The 24,152-nt window shown below is 27.3% G+C and carries 24 protein-coding genes; 1 reads left to right on the top strand and 23 read right to left on the bottom strand.

What is annotated here, in order from left to right:
• Nucleotides 1–86: 86 nt before the first annotated feature.
• The 7 genes from Q4E08_RS00860 to purB form a co-directional block, all read right to left on the bottom strand.
• Complete coding sequence (locus tag Q4E08_RS00860) at nucleotides 87–701, bottom strand: histidine phosphatase family protein (RefSeq protein ID WP_303127160.1); 615 nt, start codon at nucleotides 699–701, stop codon at nucleotides 87–89.
• The gene (locus Q4E08_RS00855; protein WP_303127158.1) at nucleotides 694–1,071 is read right to left on the bottom strand and encodes a bifunctional adenosylcobinamide kinase/adenosylcobinamide-phosphate guanylyltransferase; all 378 of its coding nucleotides are present in this window, start codon (nucleotides 1,069–1,071) and stop codon (nucleotides 694–696) included. Before Q4E08_RS00855 ends, Q4E08_RS00860 begins: the two co-directional genes overlap by 8 nt.
• An 11-nt stretch (nucleotides 1,072–1,082) precedes the next feature.
• Nucleotides 1,083–1,835, bottom strand: a complete 753-nt coding sequence (locus Q4E08_RS00850) for an adenosylcobinamide-GDP ribazoletransferase (RefSeq protein WP_303127156.1) — start codon at nucleotides 1,833–1,835, stop codon at nucleotides 1,083–1,085.
• Nucleotides 1,822–2,382: a bifunctional adenosylcobinamide kinase/adenosylcobinamide-phosphate guanylyltransferase gene (locus Q4E08_RS00845; protein WP_303127154.1), complete on the bottom strand. Its 561-nt coding sequence runs from the start codon at nucleotides 2,380–2,382 to the stop codon at nucleotides 1,822–1,824. The genes Q4E08_RS00850 and Q4E08_RS00845 overlap by 14 nt, the downstream gene beginning before the upstream one ends.
• Before the next feature lie 23 nt (nucleotides 2,383–2,405).
• The gene (gene cobT / locus Q4E08_RS00840) at nucleotides 2,406–3,506 is read right to left on the bottom strand and encodes a nicotinate-nucleotide--dimethylbenzimidazole phosphoribosyltransferase (RefSeq protein ID WP_303127152.1); all 1,101 of its coding nucleotides are present in this window, start codon (nucleotides 3,504–3,506) and stop codon (nucleotides 2,406–2,408) included.
• A gap of 58 nt (nucleotides 3,507–3,564) precedes the next feature.
• On the bottom strand, nucleotides 3,565–4,719 hold the full coding sequence (locus Q4E08_RS00835) for a sugar MFS transporter (protein WP_303127150.1): 1,155 nt from the start codon (nucleotides 4,717–4,719) through the stop codon (nucleotides 3,565–3,567).
• A gap of 103 nt (nucleotides 4,720–4,822) precedes the next feature.
• Nucleotides 4,823–6,253: an adenylosuccinate lyase gene (gene purB / locus Q4E08_RS00830; RefSeq protein WP_303127148.1), complete on the bottom strand. Its 1,431-nt coding sequence runs from the start codon at nucleotides 6,251–6,253 to the stop codon at nucleotides 4,823–4,825.
• A 178-nt stretch (nucleotides 6,254–6,431) separates the two neighbouring features.
• Between purB and Q4E08_RS00825 the strand changes: the two genes are divergently transcribed.
• Nucleotides 6,432–6,644 carry a DUF378 domain-containing protein gene (locus tag Q4E08_RS00825; RefSeq protein WP_303127146.1) on the top strand — a complete coding sequence of 71 codons (213 nt, stop codon included), beginning with the start codon at nucleotides 6,432–6,434 and terminating at the stop codon, nucleotides 6,642–6,644.
• Nucleotides 6,645–6,714: 70 nt separating this feature from the next.
• Here the strand turns inward: Q4E08_RS00825 and Q4E08_RS00820 are convergent, their stop codons facing one another.
• The 16 genes from Q4E08_RS00820 to Q4E08_RS00745 all read right to left on the bottom strand — a co-directional run bounded on the left by Q4E08_RS00820 (nucleotide 6,715) and on the right by Q4E08_RS00745 (nucleotide 24,149).
• Nucleotides 6,715–6,975: an HPr family phosphocarrier protein gene (locus Q4E08_RS00820; RefSeq protein WP_024614743.1), complete on the bottom strand. Its 261-nt coding sequence runs from the start codon at nucleotides 6,973–6,975 to the stop codon at nucleotides 6,715–6,717.
• 161 nt (nucleotides 6,976–7,136) lie between these two features.
• Nucleotides 7,137–7,397: a stage V sporulation protein S gene (locus Q4E08_RS00815; protein WP_024614742.1), complete on the bottom strand. Its 261-nt coding sequence runs from the start codon at nucleotides 7,395–7,397 to the stop codon at nucleotides 7,137–7,139.
• Between the two features lie 185 nt (nucleotides 7,398–7,582).
• Entirely contained in the window at nucleotides 7,583–9,127 is a 1,545-nt protein-coding gene (rny, locus tag Q4E08_RS00810) for a ribonuclease Y (RefSeq protein ID WP_303127141.1), read from the bottom strand.
• 295 nt (nucleotides 9,128–9,422) lie between these two features.
• Nucleotides 9,423–10,469: a recombinase RecA gene (recA, locus tag Q4E08_RS00805; RefSeq protein ID WP_303127139.1), complete on the bottom strand. Its 1,047-nt coding sequence runs from the start codon at nucleotides 10,467–10,469 to the stop codon at nucleotides 9,423–9,425.
• A gap of 152 nt (nucleotides 10,470–10,621) precedes the next feature.
• Nucleotides 10,622–11,212 (bottom strand): CDP-diacylglycerol--glycerol-3-phosphate 3-phosphatidyltransferase, encoded by a 591-nt coding sequence (pgsA, locus tag Q4E08_RS00800; protein WP_303127137.1) that lies wholly within the window; start codon nucleotides 11,210–11,212, stop codon nucleotides 10,622–10,624.
• Nucleotides 11,196–12,542, bottom strand: coding sequence for a 30S ribosomal protein S12 methylthiotransferase RimO (rimO, locus tag Q4E08_RS00795; protein ID WP_303127135.1), 1,347 nt, complete (start codon nucleotides 12,540–12,542; stop codon nucleotides 11,196–11,198). The genes pgsA and rimO overlap by 17 nt, the downstream gene beginning before the upstream one ends.
• A 98-nt stretch (nucleotides 12,543–12,640) precedes the next feature.
• Nucleotides 12,641–15,022 carry a DNA translocase FtsK gene (locus Q4E08_RS00790; RefSeq protein WP_303127133.1) on the bottom strand — a complete coding sequence of 794 codons (2,382 nt, stop codon included), beginning with the start codon at nucleotides 15,020–15,022 and terminating at the stop codon, nucleotides 12,641–12,643.
• Nucleotides 15,023–15,123: 101 nt separating this feature from the next.
• Nucleotides 15,124–15,810, bottom strand: a complete 687-nt coding sequence (locus Q4E08_RS00785; RefSeq protein ID WP_303127131.1) for a ClpP family protease — start codon at nucleotides 15,808–15,810, stop codon at nucleotides 15,124–15,126.
• 63 nt (nucleotides 15,811–15,873) lie between these two features.
• Nucleotides 15,874–17,073: an aspartate kinase gene (gene dapG / locus Q4E08_RS00780; RefSeq protein ID WP_303127129.1), complete on the bottom strand. Its 1,200-nt coding sequence runs from the start codon at nucleotides 17,071–17,073 to the stop codon at nucleotides 15,874–15,876.
• A gap of 18 nt (nucleotides 17,074–17,091) precedes the next feature.
• The gene (locus Q4E08_RS00775) at nucleotides 17,092–17,382 is read right to left on the bottom strand and encodes a YlmC/YmxH family sporulation protein (protein WP_303127127.1); all 291 of its coding nucleotides are present in this window, start codon (nucleotides 17,380–17,382) and stop codon (nucleotides 17,092–17,094) included.
• Between the two features lie 58 nt (nucleotides 17,383–17,440).
• On the bottom strand, nucleotides 17,441–18,745 hold the full coding sequence (locus Q4E08_RS00770; RefSeq protein WP_303127125.1) for a pitrilysin family protein: 1,305 nt from the start codon (nucleotides 18,743–18,745) through the stop codon (nucleotides 17,441–17,443).
• A gap of 45 nt (nucleotides 18,746–18,790) precedes the next feature.
• A complete protein-coding gene (locus Q4E08_RS00765) occupies nucleotides 18,791–20,899 on the bottom strand; it encodes a polyribonucleotide nucleotidyltransferase (RefSeq protein ID WP_303127123.1) in 2,109 nt (702 codons plus the stop codon).
• Between the two features lie 81 nt (nucleotides 20,900–20,980).
• Complete coding sequence (gene rpsO, locus Q4E08_RS00760) at nucleotides 20,981–21,244, bottom strand: 30S ribosomal protein S15 (protein WP_209795242.1); 264 nt, start codon at nucleotides 21,242–21,244, stop codon at nucleotides 20,981–20,983.
• 116 nt (nucleotides 21,245–21,360) lie between these two features.
• Nucleotides 21,361–22,275, bottom strand: coding sequence for a bifunctional riboflavin kinase/FAD synthetase (locus Q4E08_RS00755; protein WP_303127119.1), 915 nt, complete (start codon nucleotides 22,273–22,275; stop codon nucleotides 21,361–21,363).
• 24 nt (nucleotides 22,276–22,299) lie between these two features.
• The gene (truB, locus tag Q4E08_RS00750) at nucleotides 22,300–23,175 is read right to left on the bottom strand and encodes a tRNA pseudouridine(55) synthase TruB (RefSeq protein WP_303127117.1); all 876 of its coding nucleotides are present in this window, start codon (nucleotides 23,173–23,175) and stop codon (nucleotides 22,300–22,302) included.
• Nucleotides 23,163–24,149 (bottom strand): bifunctional oligoribonuclease/PAP phosphatase NrnA, encoded by a 987-nt coding sequence (locus Q4E08_RS00745; protein ID WP_303127115.1) that lies wholly within the window; start codon nucleotides 24,147–24,149, stop codon nucleotides 23,163–23,165. The genes truB and Q4E08_RS00745 overlap by 13 nt, the downstream gene beginning before the upstream one ends.
• Nucleotides 24,150–24,152 lie beyond the last annotated feature (3 nt).

Below are 24,152 nucleotides of genomic sequence, written 5' to 3'. Positions count from 1 at the left end.
AATTTTTAATTATTTCATAAATTATTTTATCATGTTATTTTAAAGTAGTAAAAGTTTATTATTATTTATTTACTAAAGATACATATTTAGTATATATCTTTTATATTATTTATTTTAAATCCTTTTTCAGTAAATTTAATACTTAATATATATCCTTTTCCGCATTCTGGTTGCCACTCATAAAAACTTTTTCTATTATCATAAAATACTTCTAAAATTGTTCCTATTGTACCACCATGACATACTAATACAACTCTTTTTTTATTTTCATATGATATTTTATTTATAAAATTATTAAATGCCTTTTTAATTCTTTTTCTATACTCATTTTTACTTTCTCCATTTGGTATTACAAAATCTCCAATTTCATCTGTTATCCATGATATATAATTATTATCTTCTTTTAATTCATCATAACCTTTCATTTCAAAAGATCCAAAATTATATTCTCTGAAATTTTCTTCAACATTATAGTTATCACTAAAAAGTATACTCATAGTTTTGTTTGTTCTTCTTAATCCAGTAGTATAATATCCGTCAAATTTAATTTGTTTTTTAATATTATCATATATTTTCTTATTTATATATAAATCCTCTATTCCATTTTTAGACAAATCTAAATCTGTCTTTCCACAATACAATCTTTTTTCATTTCCATATGTTTTTCCATGTCTTATAATGTACAACTCTAAATTATTCATCTTTTAACACCATCTCTAAACCAAAAAATACTCTTATAACCTTAGTATTTTCTTTTGATAATATTTGTAGAGCTTTTCCGTTTACATCTCTCCATTTTCTATCAAATTTATCTATAGGAACAATTCCTGAATTAATATCATCTGCTATTAAAATTTTTTCTTTAAGTAATTCTTTATTCTCTTCAATATATTTTATTGCATCTTTATTATTTATTAGCATTTCTCTAATAAATATATGAAAACCTGAAATAACTTTTTTTTCAAGATTTATTTCATCTGATTTACAGTAATAAATTTCTTCATCTTTTAAACTATATTTATCTTTCACATATTTTAACTTTCCGTTAAAAGCACCACCTAAAACTAACATATAATCCCCTCCTAAATTAATGCTAATGTTATTAAACCAACTAACTCTCCAGTTATAAGACAATATCCTGCAACATCTCCATTTATACCGTCTAAATCTTTTACATTTTTATATGTCTTATAAAACATACAAATGCACATAATAACTAAAATAAGATCATATTTAATTCCTAATAATAAATAAATTATAATAATTAATATTGAAATAATTATTATTTGCAATATTCTGTCAAACTTATTTGTATTTTCTTTAAAAAATTTAGTTAAAGTACTTGCCTTAAGATCTTTATTTATTAAAATCATAAGTGCAGAAAAACTCCTAGATATTATAGGAATGAATATAATAAATATAATCTCTTTTTTTTCTAATAAAATTGTATTCACAGATGCATACTCAAACATTATTAAAATAACTAAACTTATTACAGAAAATGCACCAGTACAAGAATCCTTTAAAATTTTAATCTTTGTTTCCCTATCTCTTCTTGATAAAATAGCATCACTAACATCCATAAAGCCATCTAAATGTAGCATACCTGTTATATATACTGGAAATGCAACGAGTATAGCTGACATTAATATATAGTTTATAGAAAAATAATTTAATATCATATAAATCAAATACCAAAGAACTCCTATTATGACACCAACAAGTGGATAAAACTTCAATATATGTCTTACATTTTTATCATCCCATTTATATTTAGGTGCTGGAATTACAGAGAACATTGATAATGACATAAAAAAACTTCTAATATATTTCATTTAATAATTTCTTCCCTTCTTCTTTTCCTTTATGAATTATATAATTATTACTACTACATTCTAATACTAAATCAAACTCTTTAACTATTTCCCTATTTATATAAGCAAGCTCTTTTGTATATTTTATAACTAAGTCATCATAAATTATTGAATCACTAAATAAATAATCACTAACTATTATAATGTTTTTACATAATTTACTTATTTCCAATATTTCTTTAGATATTTTTTTATGGATTTTTTCTTTAATTTTTTCTTCACCAAACATTTCATTATTAAGTAATGTAGTAATGCTATCTAACAAAATAGTATCATTATACTTTATTTTATTTTTTATACTAGAAATATCTTTAAATACTTCTATTGTTTTAAATTTACTTCCTCTTCTTCTTTCTACATGAATACTTATTCTTTCTTTATCTTCAGAACAAAATGGTTTCATTGTAGCTAAATATAAAATATTATTTTCTTCATTTAATAATTTACTTAATTCTTCTGCTATAAATGACTTTCCACTCCTTGTTCCTCCAATTACAATGATTTTCATAAATTATCTCCTTTAATAAGTAATTATATATTATAACACTTTTCATCTCTTATTGACTCTAAGTATTCGCAATCTATACCAGACTCTTCAAATGTAGCCATATTACTAACAATAGCATTTGCTGTATCTATAATTGTAAATGCTATTGGACAGCCACTTCCTTCGCCAAGTCTCATATCCAAATTAATCATAGGCTCTAATTCAAGTTCCTCTATAGCTTTCATATATCCTAATTCTTTACTTATATGAGATGCAAATGTATATTCTCTTACTTTATCATTTAACTTTGTAGCTGTAACTGCTGCAACTGCTGAAATAAATCCATCAATTACTATTGGAACTTTATAATAAGCAGCTCCAATGAATGCTCCTGTCATTGCTGCAATATCAAACCCACCAACTTTTTGTAACACATCAACTGGATCTAAACCATTTGGCTTATTTATATTTAAGGCTTTTTTTATAACCTCCTTTTTCTTTTTAAATGCACTATCTGTAAGACCAGAACCCTTACCTATTGCTAAATTCATATCACAATTTGTAAGTGCTATTAAAATAGAACTACTTGTTGTTGTATTTCCTATTCCCATTTCACCAACACCAATTAATTCATATCCATTATCCACAGCATTTTTTACAGCTTCTATTCCTACTAAAAGTGCCTTAATACACTCATCTCTATTCATCGCAGGACCTTTCGCTATATTACTTGTGCCTTTTCTTATTTTCCTATCTATTACACCATCTATTTTTAAATTACTATTAATACCAACATCGATTGGAACTATATCACTACCATTTTGTTTTGCTATAACACCTACTCCTGATAACCCTTTTGTAAAATTTATTGTTTGCGCTACTGTTACATACTGAGGTGTACTTGCAATTCCTTCTTCAAATAATCCATTATCCGCACAAAAGATTAATACACATTTTTTATTAAATTTATTTTTTATATTACCAGTAATTCCCGATATTTTAATTCCTATTTTCTCTAATTTTCCCAAACTGCCTAAAGGCTTAGCTAAAGAATCTAACCTTTCTTTAGTTTTATGTTTTATATTTTCATCTATCTCACTAATATTATTAACTATATTATAAAAATTCTTTTCATTTAAACTCATTGAATTTATCTCCTTTTAATAAAATTAGCTGAATATATTATATATTCAGCTCTATAAATTATCTTTCTTTTATTGTTTTACTAGCTAAGCATAAAAATATAAATGTAATAAATATAGATATTGGTACTATAAATATTGCAAATTTTATTCCAATTAAGTCTGATACTACCCCTAAAAACAAATTAACAATCATATTTACTACACTTGCAAGAGCTATTATTATTCCTGTAATATAAGCTGTACTTCTTTTAAATGTATTACTAACTATTACTACAACAGTTGGAAACATTATTGAAAAGAAAAATCCAGCTATTGATATAATGTATAATCCACTTTCCCCTAAAAATAATCCTATAATAAATATAATTGAACCAATAAGAGAAAAAGATTTAACAGCCGTCATAGACCCTATCTTTTCTACTATAAATCCACCTATAAGTCTACCTATAGTTAATAATAAGAAGAACATTGACACATATGATGCTATTTTTGATTCATTTATATTGTTATAACTACTTTCTATAAAAGTTGGTAGCCATCTTCCAGTTCCTTGTTCTGCTAATATGTAAAATCCAAGACCTACAAAGAAAAACCAAACTAACTTATCTTTTAATATAATAGTAATTGGTAATTTATCTTCTTTTTCTTGTTTATATATTGGAAGTTTTATGAACATAAATATTATAAAAACTATTAAAGTTAATATAGCAGATCCAATATATATTTTTCTCCATGAAAACCCATCAACCATTAAAATACCTGATAGTTTTTGTGAGGCTGAAAGCCCTACTCCATATGCAAAGTGTGTCAAATTCATAGCTATAGCTTGTCCTGTTATCCATATTACAGGAATTATAGTATTAGTAGCTATTGACATTAAAGCTAAAAATGCTTGTATAAGTGCAAAAGAAATTGTAAATACTATAAAATTAGGAGACCAAGCTTGAATTAAATTAGTTATTATTGCTCCTAACAAACCTACTAATATAATTCTTTTTTGTCCTATTCTATCACATAAAGCTCCACCTACATAATTAAATATTAAATAAGCCAATGTTCCAAACATAAACATAACTGATAAATTAGTATCTGTTATATTAAATTCACTTTTTATTGGAACAGTAAAAATATTTATTAAACCTTCTGCAATAGCTGCTATTACCATAACTAAATATATAAGAGTTGTAGCTATTATTTTATTTTTTTTATCCATTTTTTTCTCCTTCCAATTATAATAAACCGAATATTATTATATCATATTAGTTAATTATAATTAAAGGAAAAAACTAGAAGCAAAACACTTCTAGTTTTTTATTTTAAACAGTAATTTCACTCTTTATATCAACTGCATCTTTATTTTTTTCTATTATAGGATTTACATACTCATCTATAAATTCTACAACTTGACTTGGCGCTCTACCTATAAATTTAGTAGGATCTATAATATTTTCTATTTGCTCTTTTGAAAGCTTTATATTTTCATCATTAATAATTCTTTTTATTAAATCATTATCAAGACCTTCTGCTTTAACTCTTTTTGCAGCATCCATTGAATGAATTCTAATTCTCTCATGAAGTTCTTGTCTGTCTCCACCTAATTTAACAGCTTCCATCATTATATTTTCAGTAGCCATAAATGGTAATTCATTATTAACATGAGCTTTTATAACTTTTTCATAAACAACCATATTTTCAGCTATGTTTATATATAAATTAAGAACTCCGTCTAAAGCTAAAAAGCCTTCAGCTATAGATAGTCTTTTATTAGCTGAATCATCTAAAGTTCTTTCAAACCATTGAGTAGATGCTGTAATTGCTGGATTTAATGAATCTACTATTACAAATCTTGCTAAAGCACCCATTCTTTCACTTCTCATTGGATTTCTTTTATATGCCATAGCTGATGATCCTATTTGATGCTTTTCAAATGGTTCTTCTATTTCTTTCATACTTTGTAGTAATCTTAAATCATTACTAAACTTGTAGCAACTTTGAGCAACCTCTGATAATGTGTTTAAAACTATTGAATCTAATTTTCTTGGATAAGTTTGACCTGTTACAGCATAACTTTTTTCAAATCCCATTTTTTCAGCAACTTTTTTATCTAATAACTTAACCTTTTCTTCATCATTATTAAATAAGTTCATAAAACTTGCTTGAGTTCCTGTAGTACCTTTTACCCCTCTTAATTTTAATGTGCTTAATACAAAATCTATATTTTCTAAATCCATAACTAAATCTTGCATCCAAAGTGTCGCTCTCTTTCCTACTGTAGTAAGTTGAGCTGGTTGAAAATGAGTAAATCCTAATGTTGGCATATCTTTATATTTAAGTGCAAACTTACTTAATCTATCTAATACTGTTATTATTTTTTTCTTTACTAAAAGTAGCGCATCTCTCATTATTATTACATCAGTATTATCACCAACATAACAGCTAGTCGCCCCTAAATGTATTATTCCTTTTGCACATTCACATTGAAGTCCATAAGCATACACATGACTCATTACATCATGTCTAACTTCTTTTTCTCTTTTTATAGCTTCATCATAATTTATATCATTAACATATTTTTTTAATTCATTAATTTGTTCTTCTGTTATATTTAATCCTAATTCTTTTTCACTTTCCGCAAGTGCTACCCATAACTTTCTCCAAGTTATAAATTTCATATCATCAGAAAAAATATAACTCATTTCTTTTGATGCATATCTTGAATTTAAAGGTGTACTATATAAGTTTCTCATATCTTTCCTCCACACGAATATATTATAATTAAACTTTAACATAGTTCGTATTATAACATAAATTTTATTTATTTTCATCATTTTATTTATTTTTATATAAATCTCATTAAGTTAAGTAATTATTCTTATTATATCCTCATATATATATTTTAAATAATATTTATTTAAAGGAGTTTTTATGTGTAAAATAACTTGGTTAGACAAACTTTCCTTCTTACTTGTGTTAATAGGAGCTTTAAACTGGGGACTTGTTGGACTACTTAATTTTAACTTAGTAACTTTTTTAACTTTAGGTGTACCTATTATATCTAGAATAATATATGTATTAGTTGCCATTTCAGGAATAAACCTAATTTCTTTATTATTTAGATGTAATTTTGTACAGAAGTAATAAATTATAATACATAATTTATTATAAAAGAAAAGGTTCCTAATTAAATTAGGAACCTTAATCTTTAAAATTAATCTTCTAAGTTTTCAATTAATTTTGCAATCTCTTCTGCAGCTAAAGCTTCATCATCTCCTGAAGCAATAACGTTTACTACTGAGTTAGCAGTAACAGCTAATGAAAGAACTCCGATTAAACTCTTAACATTTGCCTTCTTTCCATTAAACTCTAAGCTTATGTCTGATTTAAATGAAGAAGCTTTCTTTACTAATAAAGTTGCTGGTCTAGCATGTAAGCCAGTAGCATTTTTAACTAAAACCTCTTTAGATACCATGTAAATACACCTCTTTACTATTTTTTAAGTTAATATCCTATTAACCATTTCATTATAAATGTTTTTTAGTAAAATTTCAACTATTCAATACTTTTATTTTAAATAATTTAAATTATTATTATTTTTTTAAATAATATATTTATATTAGATAAAATAATATTTTATCTAGGTTGTACTATTAATTTAATAGCTGTTCTTTCTTCTCCATCTATAACTATATCCGTAAATGCAGGTATACATATTATATCCTTTCCACTTGGAGCTACAAAACCTCTAGCAATAGCAATAGCTTTAATAGCTTGATTTATAGCTCCTGCTCCTACAGCTTGTATTTCTACTATATTTTTCTCTTTTATTATTGCAGCTAATGCTCCTGCAACTGAATTTGGATTTGATTTTGTTGAAACCTTTAATACTTCCATTTTTATTATTCCTCCTACATATATTACTAATCGTTTACATTTTAAATTTATATACTTTCGTATAAGTATAATATTCTACTTTTTTTTTGAAAATCCTTTTATTTTCTTGTAATTTTTTATATTTTTTAGTAAATTAAAAAATACACTTTGTTTAAAACAAAATGTATTTTAATTATCTTTATTATTTATTTAGCAAAATCAACCGCCCTTGTTTCTCTAATTACGTTGATTTTTATTTGACCTGGATATTCTAATTGTTCTTCTACACTTTTCGCAAGATTTCTAGCTAACTCAACTGCTCCAGCATCATCAATTTGTTCTGGTTTAACCATAATTCTAATCTCTCTACCAGCTTGAATGGCATATGACTTTTCTACACCTTCATATGAGTTTGAAATTTCTTCTAATTTCTCCAATCTCTTTATATATGCCTCCAATGTTTCTCTTCTTGCACCTGGTCTAGCTGCTGATATAGCATCTGCCGCCTGAACCAATACTGCTTCTAAAGATTGCATTTCAACATCCCCATGATGGGCTCCTATAGCATTTACTACTAATTTAGATTCTCCATATTTCTTAGCAAGGTCTGAACCAATAATAGCATGTGGTCCTTCTTGTTCTTGATCTACAGCCTTTCCTATATCATGTAGTAATCCTGCTCTTCTAGCTAGAGTAACATCTAAACCTAACTCCGAAGCCATCAAACCAGCTAAGTATGAAACTTCTATGGAATGTTTTAATACATTTTGACCATAACTTGTTCTATACTTTAATCTACCAAGTAATCTTGTAAGCTCTGGATGAAGTCCGTGAACTGCAGTTTCAAGTGTTGCTTGTTCTCCTTCTTCTTTTATGTCGTTTTCAACATCTTTTTGAGCTCTTTCTACCATCTCTTCGATTCTTGCTGGATGTATTCTACCATCCACTATTAACTTTTCTAGTGCCATTCTAGCAACTTCTCTCCTAATAGGATCAAAGCTTGATAGAATTACAGCTTCTGGAGTGTCATCAATTATTAAATCAACTCCTGTTAAAGTTTCAAGGGTTCTAATGTTTCTTCCTTCTCTACCTATTATTCTACCCTTCATTTCATCATTTGGTAATGCTACAACGTGAACAGTTGATTCAGAAACATGATCTGCTGCACATCTTTGTATAGCTGTAGTAATAATTTCTCTAGCCTTCTTATCAGCCTCTTCTTTAGCTTTACTTTCAATTTCTTTTATAAGTAAAGCAGATTCATGAGAAACTTCTTTCTTTACTTCATCTAGTAAAATTTGACGTGCTTCTTCACTTGAAAGATTAGCAACTCTTTCAAGTTCCTCTCTTCTCTTTTCGTGAAGATCATTAGCTTCTTTTTCTAACTGTTTAATTTCATTAACTCTACCATTGATAATTTCTTCTTTTTTCTCAAGAAAATCGCTCTTTTTATCTAGAGCTTCCTCTCTTTGTAAAACTCTTCTTTCAAGCCTTTGAATTTCATTTCTTCTCTCACGAGAATCTTTTTCCAAATCACTTCTTAATCTATGAACCTCTTCTTTTGCTTCAAGAATAGCTTCCTTTTTCATAGCTTCAGCTTCTTTTTTAGCATCTTCTACTAACTTTTCAGCATCTCTTTCAAGAGATTCTATTTTGTTTCTTGATGTACTTTGTATAGTTTTATAAAGTACTATTCCTAATATTAACAGCACAATTATATCAATTAAAATTATCGGCATAATTTGTTGCATATTAACACCCCCTAGCTTATTTTTCTTTAAAGAAAGCGTAGTAGGTGTCATACTGTTTCTCACTGTTATCTTTGGAATATGATAAACCAGTATTTGTTATTATTGTATAGTAAAAATAAATTTATGTCAAGTTAAGCAATATTAATTACTTTATTTTTATTTTTTTCATTTTTCTTTAAAATACTCTTTTTTTCTCTTTTTATAATATAATTTTCAAAACTTAAGTAAACCTTTTAACTTTTAGATTTAATAGTAAAAAAACAAGATATATTAAAATATATCTTGTTTTTTTTATTTATTTTTTTTCATTTTCAATCTCATTATTTTTTTCTATAATAGGACTAGATAATGGTAAATTATGTTTTTCTCTTATTTTATTTTCTATCTCTAATGCAACTTCTGGATTTTCTTTTAGGTAAGATTTAGCGTTTTCTCTACCTTGACCTAATCTTATATCTCCATATGAGAACCATGCACCACTTTTTTGAACTATTTCTTCCTTAACACCCACATCTATTATATTACCTTCTTTTGATATACCTTCATTATACATAATATCAAATTCCGCTTGTCTAAATGGAGGAGCTACTTTATTTTTTATTATTTTAACTCTTGTTCTATTTCCTACTATATTTTCACCTTGTTTTATTGAATCTATTCTTCTAACATCCATTCTTACTGAAGCATAGAATTTTAATGCTCTACCACCAGGTGTTGTTTCAGGATTTCCAAACATAACACCAACCTTTTCTCTTAATTGGTTTATAAATACTGCAACACAATTTGTTTTATTTATAGTTCCTGCAAGTTTTCTTAATGCTTGTGACATTAACCTTGCTTGAAGTCCAACGTGAGAATCTCCCATTTCTCCTTCAATTTCAGCTCTTGGTACAAGTGCGGCAACTGAATCTACTACTATAGCATCTATAGCTCCTGAACGCACTAAAGCTTCTGCTATTTCTAAAGCTTGCTCACCAGTATCTGGTTGTGATACTATAAGATTTTCTGTATCTACACCTATTTTTCTTGCATATGCAGGATCTAAAGCATGTTCTGCATCTATAAATGCAACTGCTCCACCTTTTTTTTGTGCTTCTGCAACTATATGAAGTGCAACAGTAGTTTTTCCTGAACTTTCTGGTCCATATATTTCTATTATTCTTCCTCTAGGAACACCACCAATTCCAAGTCCAATATCTAAGTCTAGACATCCTGTTGATATTGAATCTACATTTAAAGTTGATTCCTCACCAAGTTTCATTACTGAACCTTTTCCAAATTGTTTCTCTATCTGACCCATAGCAGCTTCTATTGCTTTTAATTTATTTGCATCTATATTCATTAATAATACACCATCCTCTCATCGAACTTATGTTCTATAATTAATTATATATAACATATTTTATATAGTCAACTAAAACTGCAAATAAAAGTTCCAACTAACATAGAAGGAACTTTTATAATTATTGACATATATTATTTTTTTAAATCAACTTATTTTTTTGTTGATATAACTCTTTTGTTTTTTCTAAAATAATCATATCCTGAAATTATTGTTATTAATACTGCTAAATCTAAAGCTAAATCAGGAACATATTTAAAAAAGCTTACTAAGAAATTGCTTTTTACTACAAACTCATACATAACTGTACTTTGAGCTATATTAACTTCAATTAATAGTAATATTAAAGCAATTATTTGTATTACTGTTTTTATTTTTCCCCACCAACTAGCTGCTATTACTTTTCCTTCAGCAGCTGCTATAGTTCTAAGTCCAGAAACAGCAAATTCTCTAGCTATTATTATAACTGCTGCCCAACTAGGTACGACCCCATACTCTACCAAAGATATTAATGCTGCTGTAACTAATAATTTATCTGCTAATGGATCCATAAATTTTCCAAAATTAGTTATCTGATTTCTACTTCTTGCAATATATCCATCAAGTTTATCAGTAATTGAAGCTATAATAAATATAAAAGTAGCAATAAATGTACCATAAGGTATTCCTTTAACAGCTATAAATATCAAAAATACAGGTACTAATATCATTCTAAGAACTGTTAATTTATTTGCAAGATTCACACATACCAACTCCTATTAAATCATACTCTGTATTCTTCTCAATTTTTACTTCTACAAATTCTCCTATACTTACAGGACAATGTTTTGTAAAGAATACATTTCCATCAATATCTGGTGCCATTTCAAAGTTTCTTCCATAGTAATATTCTTCATTTTTTCCTTCAACAAGAATATCATACACATTACCTATTTTCAAACTATTTATTTCTTTTGATATTTTACTTTGTAAAATCATAAGTTCTTTTTCACGTGCTTCTTTAACATCTTCTTCTATTTGACCTTCCATAATTGCAGCTGGTGTACCTTCTTCTCTTGAATATTTAAATACTCCAACCTTATCCAATTTGTATTCCATTAAGAAATCTTTAAGTTCATTAAAATCTTCTTCTGTTTCATTAGGGAACCCGACAATTAAAGATGTTCTAATTGCTATGTTAGGTATTTTTTCTCTTAATTTATTTATTTTATTAGTTATATCAAGTTTTGTAGTTTTTCTGCCCATAAGTTTTAATATGTGATCACTTATATGTTGTATAGGTAAATCTAAGTAATTTACTACCTTTTCATTAACAGAAATTTCTTCTATTAATTCATCATATATTTCTTCTGGATAACAATACAACACTCTTATCCATTTTAAATCTTCTATTTTTGAAAGCTCACTTAAAAGTGTATGAAGACTCTTTTTTCCATATATATCGCTACCGTAAAGAGTTGTATCTTGAGCTATCAAAATTAATTCTTTAACACCTTTATTAACCAAAGCTTTAGCCTCTTCTAGTATATTTTCCATACTTCTACTTCTAAATTTTCCTCTTATTTTAGGTATTATACAATAAGTACAGAAATTGTTACACCCTTCTGCTATTCTTATATATGCTGTACTTTTATTAGTAGTAAGTATTCTTTCTCCTTCATTTATATTATCATCTGAATACTCAACTTCAGTAAATCCTAAATTAGTATCATTTTCATTCATAAACTGCTTTATTAATTTAGCTATTTTTATATAATCATTAACCCCAAGCATTATATCAATTTCAGGCATTAATTCTTTTAATTCATTTCCATATCTTTGAGTTAAACAACCAGTAGCAATTAACATTTTACATTTATAATCTTTTTTGTATTTTGCCATCTCTAATATTGTATCTATTGATTCTTGTTTTGCTTTATCAATAAAACCACATGTATTAACAATTATTATATCTGCATCTTTAGGATTGTTTGTTATTTCATATTCTTTATTCATTATTCCTAACATTATTTCAGAATCTACTCTATTTTTATCGCAGCCTAGGCTAACCATTCCTACTTTATATTTTGCCAAAACTTATTCCTCCTACGTTTTTAAATACTTTTACTTAACTATTTTATAACTGTTTTTATCCTATTACAAGTTTTAATTAAAACTATATTCTAAATAAGTTACTCTAAATTATCAGTAGCAATTAAATCTTCTTTTTTAACTAATACCTGTCTAGGTCTACTGCCATCCTTTTTAGATATTACTCCTCTTTCTTCTAATTCATCCATTATTCTAGATGCTCTATTAAAACCTATTCTTAATCTTCTTTGTAAAAAAGATGTGGATGCTTGTCCATATTCTACAACAATATTTATTGCATCATCAATAAGTTCATCACTATCTTCATCTTTAATATTATTTAAGGAAGAATCTGATTCATTATTTATATGTTCTATTATTTCTTCCTTATACTCAACTTTTTCTACTTCATTTTTAACAAATTCAACAACTCTCTCAACTTCATCTTCTGAAATAAAACAACCTTGAACTCTAAGAGGTTTACTAGATCCAACCGGATAATATAACATATCTCCTTTTCCTAAAAGCTTTTCTGCCCCACCACTATCTAATATTGTTCTTGAATCTATTTGTGATGAAACAGCAAAGGATATTCTAGATGGAATATTTGCTTTTATTACACCTGTTATAACATCTACTGAAGGTCTTTGAGTAGCTATAACTAAATGCATACCTGCAGCTCTCGCCATTTGAGCTAATCTTCCTATATAGTCTTCCACATCATTAGGACATACCATCATAAGGTCAGCAAGCTCATCAACTATAATTACTATATAAGGTAATTTCTCTTCTATTATTCCTTTTTCAAATAAAGTATTATAAGAATCTATATTTCTAGCCCCTGAATCAGCAAATAATTTGTATCTTCTAGTCATTTCATTAACTGCCCAATTTAAAGCTCCAGCTGCTTTTTTAGGATCTGTAACTACTGGAACTAATAAATGTGGTATTCCATTATAAACACTAAGTTCTACTACTTTTGGATCAACCATTAAAAGCTTCACTTCATCTGGAGAATATTTGTATAATAAACTAACAATTAAAGTATTTATACAAACACTTTTACCTGATCCTGTTGCCCCTGCAATTAATGTATGAGGCATTTTACTTAAATCTCCAACAACACATTTTCCACCTATATCTTTTCCCAATGAGAAAGCTAATTTTTTATTTGTATTTAAAAATTCATCAGACTCTAATACTTCTCTTAAAAATACTGGAGTTTGCTCTCTATTTGGTACTTCTATTCCAACTGCCGCTTTACCTGGTATTGGTGCTTCAATTCTCACTCCTGTTGCTGCAAGACCTAATGCTATATCATCTGATAAATTAACTATTTTACTTACCTTAACACCTGGACTTGGTTGCAATTCAAACCTAGTTACTGATGGACCTTTTGTAACTCTAGTAACACTTGCATCAACTCCAAAACTCTCTAATGTACTTTCAAGCTTATCAGCACTTTCCATGAGTTCTTGCTTGTCATCATTATTTAAATTTGTAGAACTATTTATCTTTAATAATTCTAATCCTGGATATACATATGTCTTATTTTCACTATTAGTTGCTTTTTCTATATTGTTTTCTATTTCTTTATTTACTTTTTCATTAAATAAATTATCCGTATTTTCATTTTTATATTTATTGTTATTTTCATCATTCAAAGAAACTTTTTGAATCTTTGATTTTTTTGAATTATAAGGTTCTTTACTTTTATCATTGCTTATATAATCATTATCAAATATGCATGTTTGTTCATCTAAATCATCAACTTCTGGATTTTTCATAAAATCTAATATTTTTATTTTATTATTTACACCATTTAAAAATTCATCTTTATTTTTGTTTTTATTATTATTTTTTTCTACAACTTTTATAAATGTATCATCTAGATAATCATTATCATCTTTTTTCTTCTCTACTATAGGCTTAATTTTTTTACTCTTATTTTTAACTTCTTTACATAAATCATGTAATGTAATATCAAAAGTTAACATTGTAGCTATTATTAATAATGATATATATACTATATAAGAACCAATAGCTCCTAAAAATTTAAATAATGGATAAGCAAAAATATACCCTATTATTCCTCCATTAAGTATACTATTCATAGATGCTATATTTTTTATTCCATCGCTAAATGAAACTATATCATCACTTATTTGAATATATATAGTTGAACAAATTAATATAAGTATTAAACAATATATAGTAATTCCATAAAATTTTCTGCTTAATATTAAAACTCCCTTATTTTTTATGTATTGATAACCTAGATATAATATATATAATGGTAACACATATATACCAATACCAACTAGAAAGTGAAATATTCTTTGTGAAATACTTGATAATATTCCTACAAAATCTGTATATATTGCTACTGATAGAAGAATTCCTAAAGATATATATATAAGTCCAATTATATCTGTATTCTTACTAATTTTTTTACTATTTCTCTTTTTATTAGTCTTCCCCAAATTTACTCACCTCACTTTATTATTTTCTACAAATATACTAAAATCCCTTTATGAATACATAAGAAAATCAGCCATAAGATATTATAGCTGATTTTTTAAAATTACTCATTATCATCTATTAATGAATTTAATTTTGCAATCGCTTCTTTCAAACCACCGACTTCATTTATAAGTCCACATTCTACAGCCTGATTACCTATTAATATAGTTCCAACATCATTTAATAAATCTCCTTGCTGTTTTAAAAGTTTTTCTAAATGTTCTTTGCTTATGTTAGATGTTCTGACTATAAAATCATTTATTCTTTCTTGCATTTTCTTAAAGTATTCAAAAGTTTGAGATACTCCGATTATAAATCCATTCATTCTTATTGGATGTACAATCATAGTGGCTGATGGAGTTATAAATGAATAACTTGCTGAAGTTGCAAGTGGAACTCCTATAGAATGTCCTCCACCTATTACTATTGAAACAGTCGGTTTTGAAATTGAATTAATCATTTCAGAAATTCCAAGCCCAGCCTCTACATCTCCACCTACTGTATTTAGAACTATAAGAACGCCTTTAACATTTTCATTTTGTTCCATTTCTATAAGTTGTGGAATTACATGTTCATATTTCGTAGCCTTATTTTGGGCTGGTGAAACAATATGTCCTTCTATCTGTCCTATTATTGGTAATATCCTTATTCTTTCATTAGGATTTACTATTCCAGTATTTCCAAATTCTTTTATAGCCTCAATATTTTTATCTAACTTTTCTTTATCTTTTTCATTATCATTACTCATAACCATTCCTCCTATACATTTTTATTTTGTACAAGAGTAAATATTTTATACTATTTATTTAGTTTATGATAATTCAAATGATTTATGTAATGCATTAATAGCTTCAGATACTTTTTCTGTTTTTATTAAACACCATATAGTCATATGTGAATCTGCTGTTTGTAAAACTTCAATATTATTATCAGTTAAAGTTTGAACAATCTTAGCTATAACTCCAGGTATTCCAGCCATTCTTGATCCTATTACAGCTATTTGACTACATCCTTCATTTAATGAATATTTTATATTAATTGAATTTAATATATTTTCTAAATTGTTTTTGCTTTCATTATCTATAGTAAAAATTTGTTGATCTGGGAATATATTTATAAGATCTAAGCTTATTTTATTTGCTGCTAATAAACTTAATACCTCTCTATATTTTTGATTATCTTTATTTTCGTTTAATTTTATATTTACTTGTATTCTATTATTTCTATGAGTTATACCAGTTATTATTTTATCATTATTTATATCACCATTATTATTTATAAGAGTACCTTCTGCATCACTCATTGTATTTTTTATTAAAAGAGGAACATTACTCTTCATTGCAATATCTACAGCCCTTGGATGTATTACTTTTGCACCTTGTTCTGCTAATTGGAATACTTCATTATAACTTATAACATTTATAACTGAAGCATTTTGAACTATTCTTGGATCAGCTGTCATTATTCCATCTACATCAGTATAAATCTCTATTTGATTTGCATTTAATGCTGCTCCAATAATAGCTGCACTCGTATCACTACCTCCTCTTCCAAGAGTTGTGAAAAATCCATCTTCTGTCATACCTTGGAATCCTGTTATTACAGGAACTCTTCCTTTTGAAACTGCATCTAATATCTGATCTGGCTTAACATCTATATGATTAGCATTTGTATAAATATTATCAGTTTTTATACCAGCCTGACCTCCAGTTAAAGGAATTGCATCTATTCCTGATTTAAATAACTCATTACTCATAACTACTGAACTTATTATTTCTCCACAACACATTAAAAGATCTGTAGCTAATTTATTTGTTGCTTTAAAATCTTTTTCTATTAATGATAATAATGTATCAGTAGCATAAGGATCTCCCTTTCTTCCCATAGCCGAAACTACCACAACGGGTGAAAATCCTTTATTAATAGCTTGCTTTACTTTTTCTATTACTTTCTGTCTTCTTTCTTTTGTAGATACAGATGTTCCACCAAATTTTTGTACTACAATTTTCATAACGTTTCCCCCTTAAATTTATACTTTAGCTCGTTTTATACTTCTTTCATCAGCATCTAATATTATTGTTTTTGCTCCAACCTTTTGAACTGCATTCCAATTTATTTCTAATACTTCTCTCGCCCCACCAAAAATACTAAACTTAGAAGTTGTAGTATCAACTATTAAATATCTTATATTTCCTTCTTCATCAATTACTAAATCATTATTTTGAAGATAATCGTATTTTTCACCATCATTTATATTTATAAGCTCATATTTTTCAAGTTCACTAAGATATTTTATATTTTTATCTCCTTGAACATACATAAGTAAGACCTCCTATATATTTATACATAAATATATGAAGTATAATTTATTTTTATTACTATATTTTACATTTGTCTTCATTTTTATAATTATAAGCTATTGTTGATTTATATATAAATGAATCTAAGTAGTCCTTATCTATGTCACTACCAACATAAGCAGTGTTTATAACTCCATCTTTAAAACACTTATTAATAACATAATCTATATCATTTTTACTTATTTTATCTATTTTTTCTATAACTTCTTCTTCAGTTCTAATATTTTTTCTTAAAAGCAATGATTTTGCATTAGCAAACATTTTAGAACTAGTGCTTTCTAAACCTAATATATAATTAGCTTTAATCTTTTCTTTATTTATTTTTAATTGTTCTTCTGTTATACCATTTTCAACCAAATTCTCTATTTCTCTTCTTATAACTTGTAAAGCTTTTGAAGCATATTCTTTACTAAGACCTATATATATACTTATTAATCCAGTTTCTTGAAAAGCTTGAATATATGAATATACAGAGTAACAAAGTCCAAGTTCTTCACGAACTTTTTGAAATAATATAGATGATGCTCCACCACCTAATATATTATTTAATAATACTAATGCATATCCTTTATCATCATTTGCTGGTAAGCCCTTTAAACCTAAATTTATATGAAGTTGCTCGATTTCTTTTTTTAAAAAATATGAATTTTGTTTTATTTCAAAAGGTTCATATTTAGGAGAATAATTACTTTTATTTTCCCATTCTCCAAAAAACTTTTTTACTAGCCTTAATATTTGATCTTCATCAAATTTACCACAAATAGATATAACAGAATTATTTGGTGTATATTTTTCATCTATAAATTTTATAATTTCATCTCTTGTTAAATCCTTAACCTTTTCTATACTGCCTAATATAGGGTAAGATAATGTATTTCCTTCAAATGCTGCCTTTGAATGAAGATTATCTAAGACATCTTCTGGACTATCTTCACTCATATTTATTTCTTCTATTACTACACCTTTTTCTTTTTCAATTTCTTCTTCATCAAACTTTGAATTTAAAATCATATCTGATAATACATCTAAAGAAATATCTATATGTGTATGCAATGTTTTTATATAATAACAAGTTACCTCTTTACTTGTAAAAGCATTTATTTGCCCACCTACATTTTCGATTTCTTCTGCAATTTGTTTTGCAGTTCTATTTTTCGTACCTTTAAAAAACATGTGTTCTATAAAATGAGAAATACCATTTACCTCTAATTCTTCATTTCTTGATCCATTTTGAATCATTACTCCTACACTAACCGAATTAACCCCATCTATTTTTTCTGTAACAATTTTTAGCCCATTTTCTAGTGTAAAAATTTTATGCATAAAAGCCTCCTCTAGTAAAAAAAAGGCAATTATATTGCCCTTTTATTATTCCTTATCTTCTTTTTCTTCATTATCTTCTAATGCATCTTTTCTTGAAAGATTTATTCTTCCTTGGTTATCAATCTCTGTAACTTTAACAAGGATTTCATCACCAACCGAAACTATATCTTCAACTTTATTTACTCTACTTTTATCTAATTTTGAAATATGCACTAGCCCTTCTTTATTAGGAAGAATTTCTACAAAAGCTCCGAATGTTGTTATCTTAGTTACTTTACCTAAGTAAATTTCTCCAGCTTTAACCTCTTTAGTTAAACCTTCTATTATGCTAATAGCCTTTTTAACTCCATCATGATCTACTGATGATACAAATACTGTTCCATCTTCTTTTATATCTATTTTTACACCAGTATCTTCGATAATTTTGTTAATTACCTTTCCACCGGCTCCAATTACATCTCTGATTTTTTCTGGATCAATTTTTATAATTGATGTTTTTGGTGCATATATTGAAACATCTTTTCTTGGCTCTGGTATACATTCTTGTATTTTTTCTAAAATTGTCATTCTAGCTTTTCTAGCATTTTTTATTGCAGTATTTACAACATTAAAACTTAACCCTTTAAGCTTAGTATCAACTTGTATTGATGTTATACCTTTTTCTGTACCTGCAACTTTAAAATCCATATCACCAAAGAAGTCTTCTATTCCTTGGATATCAGTTAATACTTCTTCTTCAGTTAAATCTTCTGATGTTATAAGTCCCATAGCAATACCTGCCGCTGGTCTTTTTATAGGAACTCCTGCATCTAATAATGCTAAAGTAGATCCACAAACAGAAGCTTGTGATGTTGAACCATTTGAACTTAAAACTTCTGAAACTAATCTTATAGTATATGGGAATTCATCTTCAGAAGGTATTAAAGGTTCAAGTGCTCTTTCTGCTAAAGCTCCATGACCTATTTCTCTTCTTCCTGGACCTCTAAGCGGTCTTACTTCTCCAACACTATATGCTGGGAAATTGTAATGATGCATATATCTTTTAGACTCTGCCTCGTCTATTCCATCTAATATTTGTATATCACCAATTGATCCTAATGTAGCAACTGTCATTACTTGAGTTAATCCTCTTGTAAATAATCCAGTACCATGAGTTCTTGGTAAAATTGAAACTTCACAATCAAGTGGTCTTATTTCATCAAAAGCTCTACCATCTGGTCTTCTTTTATCCTTTAAAAGCATATTTCTAACTACTGCTTTTTGCATTGTATAAAGAACTTCTTTTATGTCTCCTTCTTTACCTTCATGCTTTTCAGAAAACTCTGCATAAACCGCTTCGTTTACTTTGCTCATAGCTTCATTTCTTTCATCTTTATCCATGATATACATAGCATCTTTTACCATATCTGAAGCAAAATCTTTAACATCTCTTTCTACTTCTTCATCTACTCTATAAAGAACGGCTTCTTCTTTAGCTTTTCCTAACTTAGCCATAGCTTCTTCTTGAAAGGCTATTATTGGTTGACATGATTCAAATCCAAAGTTTATTGCTTCTATCATTGTATCTTCTGGTATTTCATCTCCACCAGCTTCTATCATCATAACCTTTTCTTTAGTAGCACATACAGTAAGATCTAATATGCTTTTTTCTCTTTGTTCTGATGTAGGATTAAGTATAAATTCGCCATCAACTAAACCAACTTGTACTCCAGCTACTGGAATATTATATGGTATACTTGATAAACATAAAGCTATTGAAGCTGCATTTATAGCTAATATTTCAGGTAAATTATCTTTTTCAACTGAAACTACAGTACATACAACTTGAACATCATTTCTATATCCCTTTGGAAATAAAGGTCTTATAGTTCTATCAACAGCTCTTCCATGAAGAATAGCTTTGTCTGATGGCCTTCCTTCTCTCTTTATAAATCCTCCAGGTATTTTTCCAACAGCATATAATCTTTCTTCATATTCTACACTTAATGGAAAGAAATCTATACCTTCTCTCGGTTCTTCTGACTTATTTACATTAGTTAATATTACAGTATCTCCATAGCTTACTAACACAGCAGCATTTGATAACATACCTAAATCACCAAATTCAACTTTCATTTCTCTTCCAGCTATTACTGTACCTATTGTATTTCTCATAAGGAACCCTCCTTTCGACTTGTTTTCTTACAAATTTTTCTAATTATTTTAAAATAATAGAGCGGTTTTAACCGCTCTAAGCTATCTTCTTAAACCTAATTTTTTAATTATAGCTCTATATCTTTCGATATCTTGCTTTGCTAAGTAATTTAAAAGACCTCTTCTTTGTCCAACCATCATTAATAATCCTCTTCTTGAGTGGTGGTCTTTCTTGTGAACTTTTAAGTGTTCAGTTAATTCATTAATTCTTTCGCTTAATAAAGCGATTTGAACTTCTGCTGATCCTGTATCTTGTTCACTTCTTCCAAATTCTTTAATTATTTCTTGCTTTCTTGCCTTATCCATAATTACACCTCCGTAAAATATCCCCTTAGTTCCACGTAATAAGATGGCACCTTATAACGTAGGACTAGGTTTCCGCTATTTATTATAGCAGAACAATCTATTATTGTAAATAAAATTTATATAATATGATTTATTCTTCTTAATTGTGCAAACTTTTCATCATCTTTTAATTGATTCTTTAATTCATATATAGAGTTAAATTTTATTTCCCCTCTAATTCTTTCAAGAAAATACAAAGTTATTTCATCTCCATAAATTTCTTTATCAAAATCTAATATATATGTTTCTATTGTTAAACTCTTACCTTCAACAGTAGGATTTTTACCAACTGATGTTATTCCCTTATATATTTTATTATTCCACTTTACATTGCTATAATATACACCAATGCAAAGAATAATTTTATTGAAATTCATTTTTAAATTTGCAGTAGGAAATCCAATAGTTCGACCTAACTGTCTACCATGTATTATCTTTCCTGTAATACTATAAGGTCTAGTTAACATCTTATTTGCACATTCAATTTCACCATCTCTTATTGCTTTTCTTATTCTAGTACTACTTATAGGATATCCATCAAATAAAAGTGGTTCCATAATTTTTAAATCATAATTATAAATTTTAGATAGTTTTTCTAAAAGTTTTGTATCTCCTAGATTTTTATGTCCAAACTTATAATTAAAACCTACTACTATACCTTTAACATTATATTCATTGCAAAGTTTCTCTATAAATCCTTCTGCTGATAATTCCATAAATTCTTTATTAAATTCTCTAAGAACAACCTTATCTATACCCTCATTTTTTAGAATATTAATTTTTTCATTATTGTTCATTAAATATTCTATTTTTTTATCTGGATTAATAACAGTTCTTGGATGATTACTAAATGAAAATACCATACTATTGCAATTGTTTATTTTAGAAAGCTCTATACACTTTTCTATTAATGACAAATGTCCTTTGTGCAATCCATCAAAACTTCCTAATGCAATATAATATCCAGTATCTTTTTTATCAATTACTTTCATCTTTTAGCATTCTCTCCTATTAAGTTATATTAATAATTTTTCTAACTTAAAGCCATCTTTATATTTCTTTCCAAGCCCTAAAAACATATTATCTTCATCAAAAACTCTATATAAAGTATTTATCTCAACATCACTTTTAAAAATCCTCTTATCGTATACATTTGCTCCATTTACAAGAAGATTTCTAAATTTATTATTTATAGTTACAGAAGGGTATGCATTTAATGCTTTTTCTATAGGTATTAAATATTCACTAATATTATCTTCATTTAGTAAATCTATATTTACACTATCTTGTTCTTTAAATACTGATGTTTCAGTTCTTCTTAACTTACACATAGTTCCATAAACACCTAATTTTTCACCTATATCATAGCATAAACTTCTTATGTATGTTCCCTTAGAACACTTAACAGACATTGTAATTTTAGGTAAATCTATCTTTATATTATCTATGTTATATATAGTAACTTCTCTACCTTCTCTTTCGATTTCTATTCCCTGTCTTGCTAAATCATATAATCTTACACCATTTTTTTTAATAGCCGAATACATTGGTGGAATTTGACTATAAGTTCCTTCAAAAGATTTTATGACATTATATATAATATTTTCCTCAAGATGAGAAATATCCTTTTTATCTAGAACCTCACCTTCTAAATCATATGTTGTAGTCTTAAATCCTAAAGAAAATTCAACTTCATATCTTTTAGGTGCTATCATTATATAATCTATTATTTTTGTTGCTTTTCCAAGACAAATTGGTAAAACACCACATGCTTCAGGATCTAGAGTGCCTGTATGTCCTACTTTCTTTTCTTTTGAAATCTTCTTTATAATTCTTACAACATCAAAAGATGTCATTCCAGGGTTTTTAAATATATTAATTACTCCTTGCATGACATTAACTCTCTTTCAATAGACTTTAAAAGATTATCTTTAGCTACATTAAGTAAAACCCCTCTTTGCATTAGTCCAGAAGCTTTTATATGTCCACCGCCTCCAAATTGTTCTGCTATTTTTCTAACATCAAAATCATTTTTTGATCTAAGGCTTGCTTTTACACCTTCTTCAACTTCCTTTAAAAGAATAGCAATTTCAACTGATTTTATACTTAAAAGAGTTCCTATTATATCTGAAGTATCTTCTTTTTCAGCATCAAATTTTTTTATTATATTATCATCTATAGATGCACAAACAACTTTACCATCAAAATAAAGTTTAGCTCTTTGAAAAACATATCCCATCAAATTAAGTTTATTTATACTTCTATTATCAAACAAATTATTGTATATACTTGAATTATTAACTCCTACTTCAATTAAATCCCCAGCTATATTATGTGTTCTTTTAGTAACATTAGAATGTCTAAAAGAACCTGTATCCGTAACTAAAGATGTATATATACAATTTCCTATTTTTTGCAATATATCTTCTTTAACTGAAAAGTCATATCCCATTTCTTTTAATAATAAAAATACTATTTCTGCTGTAGCAGCCGCCTCAGTATCAACATAATTTATAAACCCATAATTATCATTCGACATATGATGATCTATATTAATTATCATTCCTTTAAATTGCGATAAATCTGCAGATATTCTTTCTAAATTCCCACAATCTAAAACAATTACCAAGTCCGTTCCTTCTGTTGGCTCTGTAATTGTACCATTAATTTCTTCTGAATAATGAAGATAAGAGAAATCTTCAGGAAGTGTATCCTTAGATATTATATACACTTCCTTACCAAGTTCTCTTAACCCATTAAGAAGACCTAAGGCACTACCTATAGCATCTCCATCTGGTGATGTATGATATGTTATTCCAATTTTATTAGCCTCAATGATAATTTTCTTAATATCCTTAAGTGCCATATA

Source organism: Clostridium sp. (genome assembly GCF_030532265.1).
Classification (GTDB): Bacteria; Bacillota; Clostridia; order Clostridiales; family Clostridiaceae; genus Clostridium.
The sequence above is the reverse complement of the archived record's forward strand: the minus strand, read 5'-3'. Positions and strand labels throughout refer to the sequence as shown.